The sequence below is a fragment of the Chromatium okenii genome, assembly GCF_016583745.1.
Lineage (GTDB): Bacteria > Pseudomonadota > Gammaproteobacteria > Chromatiales > Chromatiaceae > Chromatium > Chromatium okenii.
Genome location: NZ_NRRQ01000009.1, coordinates 1 through 15555 on the forward strand (window position 1 = coordinate 1; position 15555 = coordinate 15555).

The 15555-nt window shown below is 57.8% G+C and carries 8 protein-coding genes; 6 read left to right on the forward strand and 2 right to left on the reverse strand.

Annotation, left to right across the window (positions count from 1 at the left end):
- On the reverse strand, positions 1–4969 hold a 4969-nt coding region (locus CKO12_RS04710), incomplete at its 3' end, for a beta strand repeat-containing protein (RefSeq protein ID WP_200153585.1).
- 330 nt (positions 4970–5299) lie between these two features.
- Between CKO12_RS04710 and CKO12_RS04715 the strand changes: the two genes are divergently transcribed.
- The gene (locus tag CKO12_RS04715; protein ID WP_200153586.1) at positions 5300–5629 is read left to right on the forward strand and encodes an HVO_A0114 family putative DNA-binding protein; all 330 of its coding nucleotides are present in this window, start codon (positions 5300–5302) and stop codon (positions 5627–5629) included.
- Between the two features lie 134 nt (positions 5630–5763).
- Here CKO12_RS04715 and CKO12_RS04720 read toward each other — a convergent pair whose 3' ends face one another.
- Entirely contained in the window at positions 5764–6474 is a 711-nt protein-coding gene (locus CKO12_RS04720; RefSeq protein WP_200153587.1) for a hypothetical protein, read from the reverse strand.
- A 775-nt stretch (positions 6475–7249) separates the two neighbouring features.
- Here CKO12_RS04720 and CKO12_RS04725 point away from each other — a divergent pair.
- The 5 genes from CKO12_RS04725 to CKO12_RS04745 all read left to right on the forward strand — a co-directional run bounded on the left by CKO12_RS04725 (position 7250) and on the right by CKO12_RS04745 (position 15531).
- Entirely contained in the window at positions 7250–8323 is a 1074-nt protein-coding gene (locus tag CKO12_RS04725; RefSeq protein WP_200153588.1) for an HlyD family secretion protein, read from the forward strand.
- The gene (gene rbbA, locus CKO12_RS04730) at positions 8260–11049 is read left to right on the forward strand and encodes a ribosome-associated ATPase/putative transporter RbbA (RefSeq protein WP_476695831.1); all 2790 of its coding nucleotides are present in this window, start codon (positions 8260–8262) and stop codon (positions 11047–11049) included. The genes CKO12_RS04725 and rbbA overlap by 64 nt, the downstream gene beginning before the upstream one ends.
- A 2-nt stretch (positions 11050–11051) precedes the next feature.
- Positions 11052–12176 carry an ABC transporter permease gene (locus tag CKO12_RS04735; RefSeq protein ID WP_200153654.1) on the forward strand — a complete coding sequence of 375 codons (1125 nt, stop codon included), beginning with the start codon at positions 11052–11054 and terminating at the stop codon, positions 12174–12176.
- 148 nt (positions 12177–12324) lie between these two features.
- Positions 12325–14688 (forward strand): phosphoketolase family protein, encoded by a 2364-nt coding sequence (locus CKO12_RS04740; RefSeq protein ID WP_200153589.1) that lies wholly within the window; start codon positions 12325–12327, stop codon positions 14686–14688.
- 123 nt (positions 14689–14811) lie between these two features.
- On the forward strand, positions 14812–15531 hold the full coding sequence (locus CKO12_RS04745; RefSeq protein ID WP_200153590.1) for a Crp/Fnr family transcriptional regulator: 720 nt from the start codon (positions 14812–14814) through the stop codon (positions 15529–15531).
- Positions 15532–15555: the final 24 nt, after the last annotated feature.

A 15555-nucleotide genomic window follows, 5' to 3' on the forward strand; every position in this document is an offset into this window, starting at 1 on the left:
CGCCGCTGTCGATCAGCACATAGTATTCGGTGCTGGCATCAAGGTCGGCGCTCGGATTGACCGTGACCACACCGCCCGCAATCGCGATCTGCGGATCGTCGGCCGCGATGGTGGCGACCACGCTGTTGTCGCTGGTCTTGTAAATGACCAGGTTCTTGCCGGTGACGGCGGTGACGTTCTCGTTGAAGGTCAGCACGATGTCGCTGCCGACCACAACCGCCGTGGCGTTGTCCACTGGGGTGCTGCTGGTGAGCGTCGGCGCGGTGGTGTCGGCCGCAGCAGTGGTGAAGCTCAACGCGGTGGTGCTGCTGATGCCGGTGTAGACGTTGTTCGCCGCGTCCTTAAAGGCGCCGCTGTCGATCAGCACATAGTATTCGGTGCTGGCATCAAGGTCGGCGCTCGGATTGACCGTGACCACACCGCCCGCAATCGCGATCTGCGGATCGTCGGCCGCGATGGTGGCGACCACGCTGTTGTCGCTGGTCTTGTAAATGACCAGGTTCTTGCCGGTGACGGCGGTGACGTTCTCGTTGAAGGTTAGCACGAGGTTGCTGCCGACCACAATCGCCGTGGCGTTGTCCACCGGGACGTTGCTGGTGAGCGTCGGCGGGGTGGTATCAGGCAATGACGCCGACACCATCGTCAAATCGCCGTTAGCAATATCCAGCACTCCGGCAATCTTGCCAACATAGGTCAAATCCTGAGCTGCGATGGTGTTAGCCGCAGATTTTTGGTCAACCAACCACAAGAAAGTGTCGGTGTCGTTATCCATCGCCACGAGAACACGCTCACCAATTGCCACCGTAGCGGTGTCTAACCCATTCAACACCTTTACCGCACCAGCAACGGTATCCACAGCATCCGCTACCGCTGTATCCCAAACTTGGATAAACGCATCAGCGTTGTCAATGATTCCACCCTTAGCAATTTCTTTCAGCGTGTTGCTAATCGCGCCCGGACCATTGTTGAACAACGCCGGATTGAAGCGGATCACATCAGAAGCAGTCTCAAACTGGTTAATCGTGTCACCGCCAGCCACCGTGGCTGTGCCGACCGTACTGCCAGCTTCGATCGCCATTTCCGCTGCCGTCGCGCTGGAGAACATCACCAAGTCAGCAACACCAGCGCCAGCACCCAAATTAAGGGTATCCGCACCCGTGCCACCGCTCAGGGTATCCAAACCAATCGTACCGGTTAGCACATCGTTTCCGGTGTCACCCGTCAGCGAGAGCTCGTCCGTAGGTGCCCAGCCCTGCCACACCCAGTTGCTCGTGTTGAGTACACCCGAGCCGGCAACCGTCGTGATGGTTAAAATTTCCTTATTAGCGTTTAGTTCAGTGATGGTCACAATGTCGGTCGCGCCACCCGTCCAAGCCAGAGTCGTCTTTGCGGCTGCGGCTGTGCCATTGTTGAAAGTGATGCCTTCCACACCAGAGACCGTTGCCGTCGGACCATTGGCAGCATTTCCGGTCACAAACAGCGTGTCATTTCCAACGCCGCCCGCAATCGTGATGAGATCATCAACAGCCGTTCCAGCAGTGGCATAGGTGAACTTGTCATTACCCGCCTCACCGTTGAGGATCAGCTTGTCTTTGCCGGCACCTTCATCCGTAGCAACGTCTGCTGCAAAGGTAATGCTGTCATCACCGTTGCCCAGATTGAAGGTTTGTGTGAATACCGTTGCCGTAGTGTCAGCAATTGCGCTCGTCGTCAACGTATCCGCGCCCGCCGCACCGGTCACACTCAAGTTGCCGGTACCGCCCATCGTCGCCTTCAGAGTGCCGGTCACGCCGCTGAAGTTGTAAGTATCAACGCCGGTGGCATCGCTCAGGCCGCCAGCAATATCCACGATTGTTCCCAAATCCAGATTTGCCGCACCGGAAGCGGTAAACGTCGCCGCCGCAGTTGTTGCAACCGTCTGCGTGATGTTGCCGGTCGTGACATTCGTCCAATCGGCCGTCGTCAGCGTCAAGTTTTCGATCTGATTCGCTGCGATGGTGCCAGCCGTGTAAGTGGTCGTGTTGGCTGTACCGCCGTTATCGACCGCAATCGTCAACGTATCGCCCGCCGCCGTTGCCAAACTCACTGGCGTATAAGCAACCGTGCCGGTGGTCAAACTCTTGTCGGTGGTGAGCGCCGCACCGTTGGGCTGATAGCTGCCGGACAGGTGAATGGTATTGGTCGTTGCCGCCGCATTGGTAAACGCCGCACTGCCCAAGCCAGTCGCCACGCCCAACTTAGTCGCACCGGTCACAGTTGCCAGATTAAGAGCCGACGCTGCCGCACCCGCCACCACCGTTTCAAAGCCAGAAATCGCGCCAGTAGTTGGGATCGTGTTCAGCGTCAACACATCCGTCGTGCCGGTGCCGCCGGCAGCCGTCAACGTGCTGGAGTTTGTCGTCAGCTTCACTGCGCCCGAATTGGCACCTGCGTTGATGGTCGTCACGGTGGTTGGCAACGCATCCGTGATCGTCAAGCCCTGATTACCGCTCACATTCAGCGTTGTAAACGTCGAACCAGCATCCAAACCTTTCAGCGTTGACGCAGCGGTTTCGGTGGTCACATTGACTGTCACAAAACCATTGTTCACCAAGTCATCGAGCGTCACGGTGCCGGTGCTGCCACCGCTGGTCACCACCTTGACGGAATCAGCGGATGTTGCCGTGCCAGCGTTATCAAACTTCACATTCAACAAACTGGAATTGTCGGCAACTTCCAACGCTGCCGTCGCCACTGCGCCGTTGATGGTGAAGGTATCGCTTGCCGTTCCATTGATTGTGCTGCCTTTGACTGCCAACTTCGCCGCGCCGGTCAAGCCCGACGCATCAATGATCGCGCCTGCAACACCATCGCCGCCGTCGATATAACGGAAATTGAAATTTTCAATCAGGGAAGTAGCCAAACCAGCGTAAGTATCGGTGGTGGTCGCAGTCGAATTACCGAGCACGATGGCATTCAGCGCATCGGATGCAGCGGCAGTACCAGAAATGCTATCGGAGACATGCCAAGTGCGATTGGTTGTGCCGGCATCCAACACACCATTGACGATGGTTTTATTGAGCACGCTATCGGTGGCGAGTGTTGTCAGCGTACCGGTCTCACCGAGTACCGTTTTGCTGGTGTCGTTCACTGCCGTCGTGATTGTGCTGGGACGTCCAGCCGCAACGGTGGTACCGGCGGGCAGCGTGCCGAGCGTCATAATGATGTTTTCTGCGGTGGCTTCCGTCAGGCTATCGGCGGTCACTTTCAGCGTTAAGGAAGCGGAACTCGCGCCTGCTGCCATCACAAGATTGCCAGTCGCGGCGCTGCCGGTGTAATCCGTCCCGTTGGTTGCCTCACCGGTTAATGTATAAGGAATGGTCAAGGTTGAACCCGTTGCCACCGCCGAACCGCGTGTCACCGTATAAACCAGATCGCCGCCTTCATCGACCGTTGCCGCACCGGTCAGCGCGATTTCTGCTGCACCCAGAGCTTTACTGGTGTCATTGATGGTTGTCGTCACCGTGCCGGTGGTGATCGTGCCATTGGACGGCGTGCCCAGATTGATGATCAGCGTATCGGTACCATCATCAACGTTATCCGCGATGGTATTCACCGTCACCGAACCGGTTTTAGAACCTGCCGCGATCACGATATTGCCGGTTGCCGTGCCGCTGTAATCAGTACCGGCAGTTGCGGTACCGGTCAACGTGTACGGCACAGTGATGCCACCGACGGGCGCATCCAGCGTCGAAGTCACGGTATAAACCACACTGCCGCCTTCATCGACCGCCGCTTTATCCTGCGCCAAGGTCAACGCCGGCACTGGATCGTTAATCAAACCGTTGACCGTGCTAACTGTCGCCAATACACCACTCGTCCCGGTTGCCAACAGATTCGCGTCATAGGCTTCCAGCCCTTCGGTCGTGGTATCAGTCGCGACCGTCACGTTCACTGTTTTTGGAGCCGTGTCGCCGGGCGCGAATTTCACCTCGGTGGCGCTCGGCGTAAAGTCCGGCGCATCTGCCGAACGCACACCCGTTATCGGCGTTTTGGGCGCAGTCAGATTCAGCGTCATCGTCGTGGGGTTCACCACCACGCCTGTTGGTGTCACCGTGAACGTAATGACGTTGCCTTCTTGGGTTGCTGTGCTTGCAGCGGCACTTGAAGTCAAGGTAAAGGTTGGCTGCTCGGCGTCTTTCAGCAGCGTGGTGGCTGAATTTGCACCTGCTCCCAACACCACGCCAGTGCTGGGATTCAACAACGTTGCGATTAAGGTCTCACCGGATTCAACCGTCGTATCGAAGTTGACGGGAACCGTGATCTGGGCACTGGTTAAACCCGGCGCAAACGTCAGCGTGCCATCGGCAGCCAGCGTTGCTCCCGTTGCCGTCATATTGCTCGCAGCGGTGCCAACATCGCCTGCAACCGTTGCAGTACTCAGCGTTGCCGTACCACCCAGCGCCACTTTAACGGTGGTGGTGGTCGTCTGCGCACTGCTCAAATTAACCGTATAAACCGCGCTCGTTCCTTCCAGCACTGCATCTGTAGGACCCTTGATGGTGAACGTCGGCACTGGCACAAAGGTTGAACCAGTGGTCATGGTCGTATCGACTGCTGCCGGCAGCGGCACTACCGCGCCCGGTGCCACATCGCTCACCAGAGTGCTGCCGAGAGTCATCACTCCTTCAATGTTCAACAAAGCGGCCACACTGCCAGATGAGGTCACAATCTGGGTGCCATCTGCCTGCAACGGAATCGTCGCAATCAGCGTCTTGCCGTCATATACTTGCAAGCCATTACCGGCTTGTTTATAGGTGAAATCTGCAAAAGAACCGGGCAGGTCAACGCGCTCCACGAGCTGATCCGCGACCACGCCGGTAACGCCTTCATTCACAATCAACTTTTGAACGCCTGCCGCGCCATAAACCGTCGCCGTATTACTCAGGGTAAATGTGGTGTCAGTTGCATTAAGATAGACTCTTACCATGAAAATTCTCCAGAGGATTAACAATCAAATCGGCTTGTTTGGCTGCCGCCAGAACAGCGGTGGGCTAATTATATCTGTTTTACTCACATTTGCTGCCAATCAGTGTTGTTTGCTCACAGACATGTCTCACTCCAGACAGTTGAAAGGCTTATCATGTCAGGAAAATTGCAGTAGGTTGACGATTGGATTTGTTGTCATTATCGCCAACATGCCAGTGATTTTAATCGCGCAATTCTAAAGACATCACGCCCGAATGTCACTTGATTAAGATGGTGGTCTGGCGTGTGCCAACTCGCGTACCGCCAAGTCGTCATCAAGTTCAAATACAGAATGGTCTTCATCGTTGATGGTGAGCGCGTGATTGGTTTTGACAATGAGCGTGGTAAGGGCGAAACCCTCAACTTCGAGACTCCTGCTGCCTGTTTTGGTCGTCTCACCCAACGGCGCTGGGCATTGATTGATGCGCTGCTTGGTGCTGGTGAGCTACCGATCCGCGCATTGGCAAGACGGGTGCGGCGTGATGTGAAGCGTGTCCATGAGGATGTTGTGGTACTCGCTGAACTCGGAATTGTGGAACGCACGGCGCAGGGTGGTGTGATCTGTCCCTATGCGGAAATTCGGATTGATATGCACATGAAACCATCTGCTAATGCTGCGTAAATGCTCAATAATTAAGAAAGTGATAAAAGAAGTGATGACAGCAAATGAAAAAATGAATGCTATTTCAAGCGAACGGTTTAAGCCCCGCATTTAGGCGGGGCTGCTCAACTCTCTAACTTTAGTTCAGCTCAATCTCAAACGCGGCGGTGTCGTGAAAAACCCAGACCAGTCAAGCCGATAACCATCAGCGACAAGATACCAGGTGTCGGAACTTCCATATCGCGGGTTTCGATGTAGTCAATGTTTGCATCCCAATTGGCATGGACGCTCGTGAAGGTCGCAGTAAGCGTGTTGACGCTCTTTAACACATTACTATTAGAAAAGGTCGCAAACGGAATGAAGAAATCCAGACCTTGAGATTGATCCGCAAAAGTCTTGCTTCCGATAGCATTGACATTCATTACATCGTCGAAAGCATTGAATGTGATTGTAAGTGCGCGGTCGATAGGATTCGTGAAGGACAGGAAAACACCTTCCGCACCAGCTTCGGTCAAGTTGATATCCAGAATGTCATTCCATTGCATGACAACGATGCCGGTCGCGTTGCCCGAATTACCGATCACCAAAGTCGAGGGATTACCTGAATGACTCTCGGCATAACTGCTGCCCAACAGCCCATTGCGATCCACTGACATCTCGCGGCTGGTACCGATGAAATCGCCGCCCATGATTGTGTTGCTGCTGGACTCGCCAACATTCGCCGGATTTCGGACGAGTTGGCTGTTAGTGAAATGGTCAATTGTAACGCCTGCTTGGACGTTGCCCAGCGTCAATGCTAAAAGTGAGAAAGCCGCGACGGGATGAATAAACGGCTTGAATATGGATTGCATAATGCGAGCGGTCATAAGATGGACTCCGTTCTATTAAGTTGCGTTGTGCGAGATGATTGATGTGCGGCTGGCGAGCGATGCGTATTCAGCCAAGTGATTCCTTTCACCTTTCCGACACGAGCCTTGAGCTGTTTTCTGTTCATGCAGACATCCTAATGAAGTGGTGGTTAAGACATGGCGCGTTCGCCATGACCTGAGCGAGGAATGAAGTCTCTCTGTCGCTACAATTGCAGACTACCTGCCAGAAAAAATGTGATCGGTACGGCGACACACATAAGCAAAGACTCTAGGAAAGTTTTCAGTTGCCAATAATGCGCGTTAAAAATGCGTGGTTATTTTTTCAATCTGTTGATTAAAAAAAGATTGACAGCAAACAAGCAACTTTTTTAATTGACTAGGAGTCACACAGTGCGTTAGCGAACAGACTTTGACGAAGCATCGCCTTAGCCTGATGTGAACGTCGCCGTGTGCAAGTGCTGAAAACAGCACTTGGCAACCAGCGAACCAACGCGCCGTGAAAGGAATATGACGATGAGTCGATTAACCAGCAGTTCAAACAATCGCACAAAACATCTCCCGCCCATTCCCCCATTGGCACAATCGGTTGATCGCCGCGTCTCAGAGGTCAGAGAGCTGATCTGCGAACGTCGGAGAGTCGCCTTGGTATACCGGCGCAGTCAGAGTGACGTTGACCGCAGTCACTTGGAACACATGGATCGTGCGCTTGCCAGCTACAACATTGATATTCCTGGCATTCAACGCTGCGTCGCCTTGCGGAAGGTCTGAAACCATGACACCAGCATTCACCAAGAAAGCGGTGGTGACAGTCATCTTGATCGCTATCGCCGCGAGCGCAGTTCTGACTTGGAATGCCTTGCAACCCTCAAAGCTGGGTGCCGGTTTTGTCAGCGGCAACGGTCGCATCGAAGCCACCGAGATCGACGTTGCCACCAAGCTCGCGGGGCGCGTGGAAGCGATCCTAGTCAACGAGGGCGATTTCGTGCAGGCGGGGCAGGCACTGGCGCAGATGCGGGTTGCTACCCTCGATGCCCAGCGGGATGAGGCGTTGGCGAAATCCCGCCAAGCCGTCACCGCCGTCGCCAGCGCCGAGGCTCAGGTCGCGGTGCGCCAAAGCGACACAACTGCGGCGCAGGCTGTGGTGGGGCAGCGCGAGAGCGAGCTGGACGCGGCGCAGCGGCGTTATGCGCGTTCTGAAACTCTGTCCGAAAAGGGCATGACGACCCGCCAAATTCTCGATGACGACCGCGCCAGCGTGCATGGCGCAGCAGCCACGCTGGCTGGTGCTGAAGCGCAGGTCACTGCGAGTCAGGCTGCGGTCACCGCCGCCCGCGCCGAGGTTGTCGGCGCTCACTCCGGCGTTGAAGCCAGCGAGGCGACGGTCGCCCGTGTCGAAGCCGACATTGAGGATAGTCAGCTCAAATCCCCACGCGCTGGGCGCGTGCAATACCGCATCGCCCAGCCCGGCGAGGTTCTGGCTGCGGGCGGCAAGATTCTCAACTTGGTTGATTTGAGCGATGTGTACATGACCTTTTTCCTGCCCGAGACGGTAGTCGGGCGGGTGGTACTGGGCAGCGAGGTGCATCTCGTGCTCGACGCCGCGCCGCAATATGTCATCCCGGCGCGGGTGTCTTATGTCGCCAGCACCGCACAGTTCACGCCCAAAACGGTGGAGACGGCCAGCGAGCGGCAAAAGTTGATGTTTCGCGTCAAGGCCCGCATTGACCCGGCGTTGCTGCAACAACACCGCAAGCTGGTCAAAACGGGGCTGCCCGGCATGGCTTGGCTCAAGCTCGATACGGGCGCGGTGTGGCCGGCTCACTTGGTCATCAAGGTGCCGGATTGACCACCGCAGCTCCGGTGGCCAGCTTAGTCGGTGTTGGTCTGCGCTATGGCAAGGTGGTGGCGCTCGATAACATCACTTTGAACCTCCCCGCCGGGCGCATGGTCGGACTGCTCGGCCCGGACGGCGTGGGTAAATCCAGCCTGCTGGCGCTGCTATCCGGCGCTCGCGCGATTCAACACGGTCAAATACACGCCTTGGGCGGGGACATGACCAGCGCCGATCATCGGAGCCGCGTCTGTCCCCGTATTTCCTACATGCCGCAAGGCTTGGGTAAAAACCTTTATCCAACCCTGTCGATTGAGGAAAATCTCCAATTCTTCGGGCGGCTGTTCGGGCACCCCGCTGCCGAACGCCGTCGCCGCATCGACGCGCTCACGGCGAGCACCGGTTTAACGCCCTTTTTGGCGCGTCCGGTCGGCAAACTCTCCGGCGGGATGAAACAAAAGCTGGGTCTTTGCTGCGCCCTGATCCACGATCCCGACCTGTTAATTTTGGATGAACCGACCACCGGCGTTGATCCGCTCGCCCGCGCCCAATTTTGGAACTTGATTACAGAAATCCGTTCCGAGCGTTCTGGGATGAGCGTGATCGTCGCCACCGCTTATATGGATGAGGCGCAGGACTTTGATTGGCTGGTGGCGATGGATGCGGGGCGCGTGCTGGCGACCGGCACCCCGACCGAGCTGTTGGAGCGCAGCGGCAGCAAATCGCTGGACGCAGCCTTCATCGCCCTGCTGCCGGAGGAGCGCCGGCGCGGTCATCACGCCGTGACGCTCCCCCCGCTCGCCGCTGGCAGCGACACCGACATCGCCATTGCAGCGCAAGACCTCACCATGCGTTTCGGCGATTTCGTCGCCGTCGATCATGTGAATCTCTCCATCCGTCGCGGCGAGATATTCGGATTCATCGGCTCCAACGGCTGCGGCAAGTCCACCACCATGAAATTGCTGACCGGACTGCTGCCAGCCAGCGCAGGCAGTGCGGAGCTGTTCGGGCAAACGGTTGACCCCAAAAACATCGCCACGCGCCGGCGCGTGGGCTATATGTCGCAGGCGTTCTCGCTCTATTCCGAGCTGTCAGTGCGCCAAAACTTGGTGCTCCACGCTCGCCTGTTTCAAGTGCCGGAGATCGACATTCCGGCACGCGTGGAGGAAATGGTGCAGCGGTTCGGTCTGGTCGCAGCGGTCGATGCCATGCCCGACACGTTGCCGCTGGGCATCCGCCAGCGCCTCTCGCTGGCAGTGGCGATGGTGCATCGACCGGAACTGCTGATTTTGGACGAGCCAACGTCGGGCGTAGACCCCATTGCACGCGATAGTCTCTGGCAACTGATGATCGACTTGGCGCGTCAAGATCGGGTCACCATTTTCATCTCTACCCATTTTATGAATGAGGCCGGACGCTGCGACCGCATCTCGCTGATGCACGCCGGGCGCGTACTGGTCACTGATGCCCCCGCCGAGCTGGTGCGGCAACGCGGCGCGGCAACGCTAGAAGCGGCCTTCATCGGCTATCTGGAAGACGCCGGGGCGCGGGGCGAAGCAGTCACCTCCGCGCCAGCAGTTCCGGCGACCGCACCGCGCACCCACCGCGTTCCTTTCAGCCTGAGCCGCGCTTGGAGCTACGCCTTGCGCGAGGCGCTGGAGCTGCGACGCGATCCCATGCGCGCCAGCATGGCGTTATTGGGAACGGCGCTGCTGATGGTCGTTTTTGGCTATGGCATCAGTCTGGATGTGGAAAATTTGAGTTACGCCGTGCTTGACCGCGACCAAACTGGCTTGAGCCAGAATTACGCGCTCAACCTGTCTGGCTCGCGCTATTTCGTTGAGCGCCCACCAATTACCGACGACCGCGATCTTGACCGGCGCCTGCGTGCCGGTCAGCTCGCGCTGGCTATCGAAATTCCACATGGATTCGCCCGCGATGTCGCTCGTGGTCACAGCGTCCAGATCGGCGCTTGGGTGGACGGTGCCATGCCGGTTCGCGCCGAAACGGTGCGGGGTTATGTGCAGGGAATGCACCAAGGCTGGCTGCTGGAGCAAGCGCAGCATCGGCTCGGTCTGGACGCCGCCGCCACCAATCCCGCCACCATCGCCACCCGTTTTCGCTACAACCCCGACGTGCGCAGCCTGCCGGCGATGGTGCCGGCGATCATGCCCATGCTGCTGCTGATGATTCCGGCAATGCTGACTGCGCTCGCGGTGGTGCGTGAAAAGGAGCTGGGTTCGATCATCAATCTCTACGTCACTCCGGTCACGCGCAGCGAATTCCTGCTCGGTAAACAACTGCCGTACATCCTGCTGGCGATGCTCAACTTCGCGCTGCTGACGTTGCTGGCCGTCACCGTGTTTGGAGTGCCGATCAAGGGCAGCCTGCTGGCGCTGACGGCGGGGGCGCTGCTTTTCGTCACCTTCTCCACCGGCTTCGGTCTTTTCGCCTCCACGTTCACCCGCAGCCAGATCGCGGCCATGTTTGTGACCATCATTGGCACCATCATTCCGGCGGTTCAGTTCGCGGGGATGCTCAACCCGGTGTCCTCGCTCGAAGGCGTGGGGCATGTCATCGGTCTGGTTTATCCCGCCGCGCATTTCCTCACCATCACGCGGGGCGTCTTCAACAAGGCGCTCGGTTTCGCCAGTCTCGAAGCCTCATTTTGGCCGCTCGCGCTGGCGGTGCCGGTGATCCTGATGCTGTCGATTCTGCTGTTAAAAAAGCAGGAGCGTTGAGGATGGCGCATCTCGCCAATCTTTATCGGCTGGGCATCAAGGAACTCTGGAGCTTGGCGCGGGACCCGGCGATGCTCGTGTTGATCGCCTACACCTTCACGGTCTCCATTTATGTCGCCGCGACTGCGATGCCGGAGACGCTGCACAAGGCACCGCTTGCCATTGTCGATGAGGATGGCTCGCCGTTGTCGGCGCGGATCGTCAGCGCCTTTTATCCGCCGCGTTTCGATCCGCCAGCGATGATCGCGTTGGCGGGGATTGATGCGGGGATGGATGCCGGTGTGTTCACCTTCGTGCTGGATATCCCGCCAGATTTTCAACGCGATGTGCTGGCTGGGCGCTCGCCTGTTATCCAGCTCAACGTTGACGCCACGCGCATGAGCCAAGCGTTCACCGGCAGCAGTTTTGTGCAGCAGATGGTGCTGGGCGAGGTCGGCGAATTTGTGCAGGGCTATCGGGGCAGCGCCCCGGTGCCGGTGGAGCTGGCGCTGCGCATCCGTTTCAATCCTAACTTGGAGCAATCTTGGTTCGGGGCGCTGATGGAGATCATCAATAACGTCACGTTGCTGTCGATCATCCTGACCGGCGCGGCGCTGATCCGCGAGCGCGAGCACGGCACCATCGAACATCTGCTGGCGATGCCGGTCACGCCCGCCGAGATCATGCTGGCGAAAGTCTGGTCGATGGGATTGGTGGTGCTGCTGGCTGCGGGCGTGGCGCTGGTGTTTGTCGTGCAGGGTGTGCTGCGCATTCCAATTGAAGGTTCGGTGGCGCTGTTTTTGGTCGCCGCCGCGCTGCATCTCTTCGCTACCACCTCGCTCGGCATTTTCATGGCCACGCTGGCGCGTTCAATGCCGCAGTTCGGAATGCTGGCGGTACTCATTTTGCTGCCGCTGCAACTGCTCTCAGGCAATTCAACTCCACGCGAAAGTATGCCGGAGCTGGTGCAGGACGTGATGCTGGCTGCGCCGACTACGCACTTCGTCACCGCTGCCCAAGCCATCCTTTATCGCGGTGCTGGACTTGATGTGGTGTGGTCGTCGTTTCTCGCGCTCGCCGTGATTGGCGCGGTGTTTTTCACTATCGCGCTCATCCGCTTTCGCCGCACGATCAGCGCGATGGTTTGACGCGCCGCTGCGCCCCTCTGTTCTATAACGCACAGAATGCTGAGGCGGAACTTGTGACAGTTGTCAGTGATCGGTTGTCAGTAAAAAACAGCGTTGTTGACGCTAACTGACAACCGATCACTGACAACTCACTTTCAGGAATCAGCGCATGAGCACAGCGACCCAAACCCTCGATCCCGAACAACTCCGCAAGCTCGATGCGTGGTGGCGAGCAGCGAATTATCTTTCCGTTGGGCAGATTTACCTGTACGACAATCCGCTGCTGAGGCAACCGCTGGCACTTTCGCACGTCAAGCCGCGCTTGCTCGGACACTGGGGCACGACGCCGGGCTTGAGCTTTATCTACGCGCATCTCAACCGCGTCATCAAAGACAACGATCTCAGCCTCATCTATGTCGCCGGGCCGGGGCACGGCGGACCTGCGATGGTGGCGAATGCTTATTTGGAAGGAACTTACAGCGAGGTTTATCCGAACATTTCCCAAGATGAGGAGGGACTGCGGCGGCTGTTTAAGCAATTTTCCTTTCCCGGCGGCATCCCCAGTCACGTCGCGCCGGAAACGCCGGGGTCGATTAACGAGGGCGGCGAATTGGGTTATGCCTTGTCTCATGCTTTTGGTGCAGCTTTCGATAATCCCGATTTGATCGTCGCCTGCGTGGTCGGCGATGGCGAGGCGGAAACTGGCCCGCTCGCCACGAGCTGGCACTCGAACAAATTTCTCAATCCCATTCACGACGGCGCTGTGCTGCCAATCCTGCACCTGAACGGCTACAAGATCGCCGGCCCCAGCGTGCTGGCGCGAATTCCCCGCGATGAGTTGGAGGCGCTTTTTCACGGCTACGGTTACGCGCCCTTTTTCGTTGAGGGCGACGATCCGATGACGATGCACCAGCTCATGGCCACCGCACTTGACGCGGTGGTCGCCGAGATTCAGCGGATTCAGAACGATGCCCGCGCCTTCGGTTTCAAAATCCGCCCGCGCTGGCCCATGATTATTTTGCGCTCGCCCAAAGGCTGGACGGGCCCCAAAAGCGTGGACGGTAAAACCGCCGAGGGTACCTTCCGTTCTCATCAGGTGCCGATGGCCGATATGCGGCATCCGGGGCATCTGGAGATTCTGGACAAGTGGCTGAGGAGTTATCGCCCGGAAGAATTGTTTGACGCCAACGGTAAATTCAACGCCGAGCTGGCGCTCTTAGCGCCACAAGGGGAGCGGCGCATGAGCGCCAATCCGCACGCCAATGGCGGGCAACTGCTGCGCGATTTGCGGATGCCAGATTTCCGCGCTCAGGCGGTGGCGGTGCCGCAGCCGGGGAGCGTGGACGCCGAGGCAACCCGCGTCCAAGGTCGCTTCATCCGCGAAGTGATGCGGCTCAATCCTGACATCTTCCGCGTTTTCAGCCCGGACGAAACGGCATCCAATCGCTGGGACGCGGTGTTCGAGGTGACGGATCGCTGTTCGCTCGCGCAGATCGTCCCCGGTGACGAGCACGTCAGCCCCGCCGGGCGAGTGATGGAAATGTTGAGCGAACATCAGTGCGAGGGCTGGCTCGAAGGCTACCTGCTCACCGGTCGGCACGGGTTTTTCTCCTGCTACGAAGCCTTCATCCACATCATTGATTCCATGTTTAACCAGCACGCCAAGTGGCTCAAGGTGTGCAACGACATTCCTTGGCGACGACCGATTGCTTCGCTCAACTACCTGCTGTCGTCGCATGTCTGGCGGCAAGATCACAACGGCTTCAGCCATCAAGACCCCGGCTTCATCGACCACGTCATCAACAAAAAAGCGGCAGTCATTCGGGTTTATCTGCCGCCGGATGCCAACACCCTGCTCTCGGTCACGGATCACTGTCTGCGCAGCCGCAACTACGTCAACGTCATCGTCGCCGGCAAACAGTCCTCACCCCAATGGCTTGACATGGACGCCGCCATCAAACATTGCACCGCCGGGATCGGCATCTGGTCTTGGGCCAGCAACGATCAGGGCAGTGAGCCGGAGGTGGTCATGGCTTGCGCCGGTGACGTGCCGACGCTGGAAACCTTGGCGGCGGTTGATTTGCTGCGCACACATTTTCCCGACCTGAAAGTGCGGGTGATTAACGTGGTTGATTTGATGAAGCTCCAGCCGCCCGGCGAACATCCGCACGGCTTGAGCGACCGGGATTTTGATCTGCTCTTCACCACCGACAAGCCCATCATCTTTGCTTATCACGGTTATCCCTGGCTGATTCACCGCCTCACCTATCGCCGCACCAACCATCACAACCTGCATGTGCGCGGTTACAAAGAAGAAGGCACCACCTCAACGCCCTTCGATACGGTGGTCAAAAACGCGCTCGACCGCTTTGATCTGGTTGCTGATGTCATTGATCGGGTGCCGCGCCTCGGCTCCCAAGCGGCTTATGCCAAGCAGGCGATTCGGGACAAACTCATCGAACACCAGCACTACATCGCTGCGCATGGCGAGGATTTGCCGGAGATTCAGGATTGGAAATGGGTTGGGAACTAACTGGCAAAACTATGTTCGTTAGCGTACAGAGGTGGTGATTCCACCCTTGTAGAATGGGAGTTGAGTCTGGCAAACCCTTTGCCAGATTGCACCGGGATACACCCCTCCCCACGGAGCTGACCGATGACGACTACTCTCGACCCCAAGAAAAACCATCTGCTTGCCGCACTGCCCGATGCCGAGTGGCAGCGTTGGAAACCACAACTGGAGCAGGTCGAGATGCCGCTGGGTTTAGTGCTCTCTGAATCAGGTCGCAGCCTGACGCATGTGTATTTTCCGATCACCGCTATTGTGTCGCTGCTGTATGTCATGGAAAACGGCGCTTCGGCTGAGATCGCAGTCGTCGGCAAGGAAGGCATCGTCGGCATTTCGCTATTCATGGGGGGCGGAACCACGCCCAGCCGTGCGGTCGTGCAAAGCGCCGGCATCGGTGTGCGGCTGAAGGCGCGGATGATGCTGGATGAATTCAATCGCGCCGGTCCGGTGATGCACCTGTTGCTGCGCTATACCCAGTCACTGATTACGCAGATGGCGCAGACGGCGGCGTGTAACCGCCACCACACGCTGGATCAGCAACTCTGCCGCTGGCTGCTGCTGAGTCTTGATCGTTTGGAGGGCAATGAGTTGGTGATGACGCAGGAATTGATCGCCAACATGCTCGGAGTGCGCCGCGAAGGTGTCACCGAAGCGGCGCTCAAGTTGCAGGAATCTGGTTTGATCCGCTACGCCCGTGGTCATATCACGGTTCTTGACCGCGCAGGATTGGAGAAACGCAGTTGCGAGTGTTACGCGGTGGTCAAGAAAGAGAGTGACCGCTTGTTGCCTGACCGCTTGGCGATTTAAGTGTTTTTTAGACAGCGTTGATCG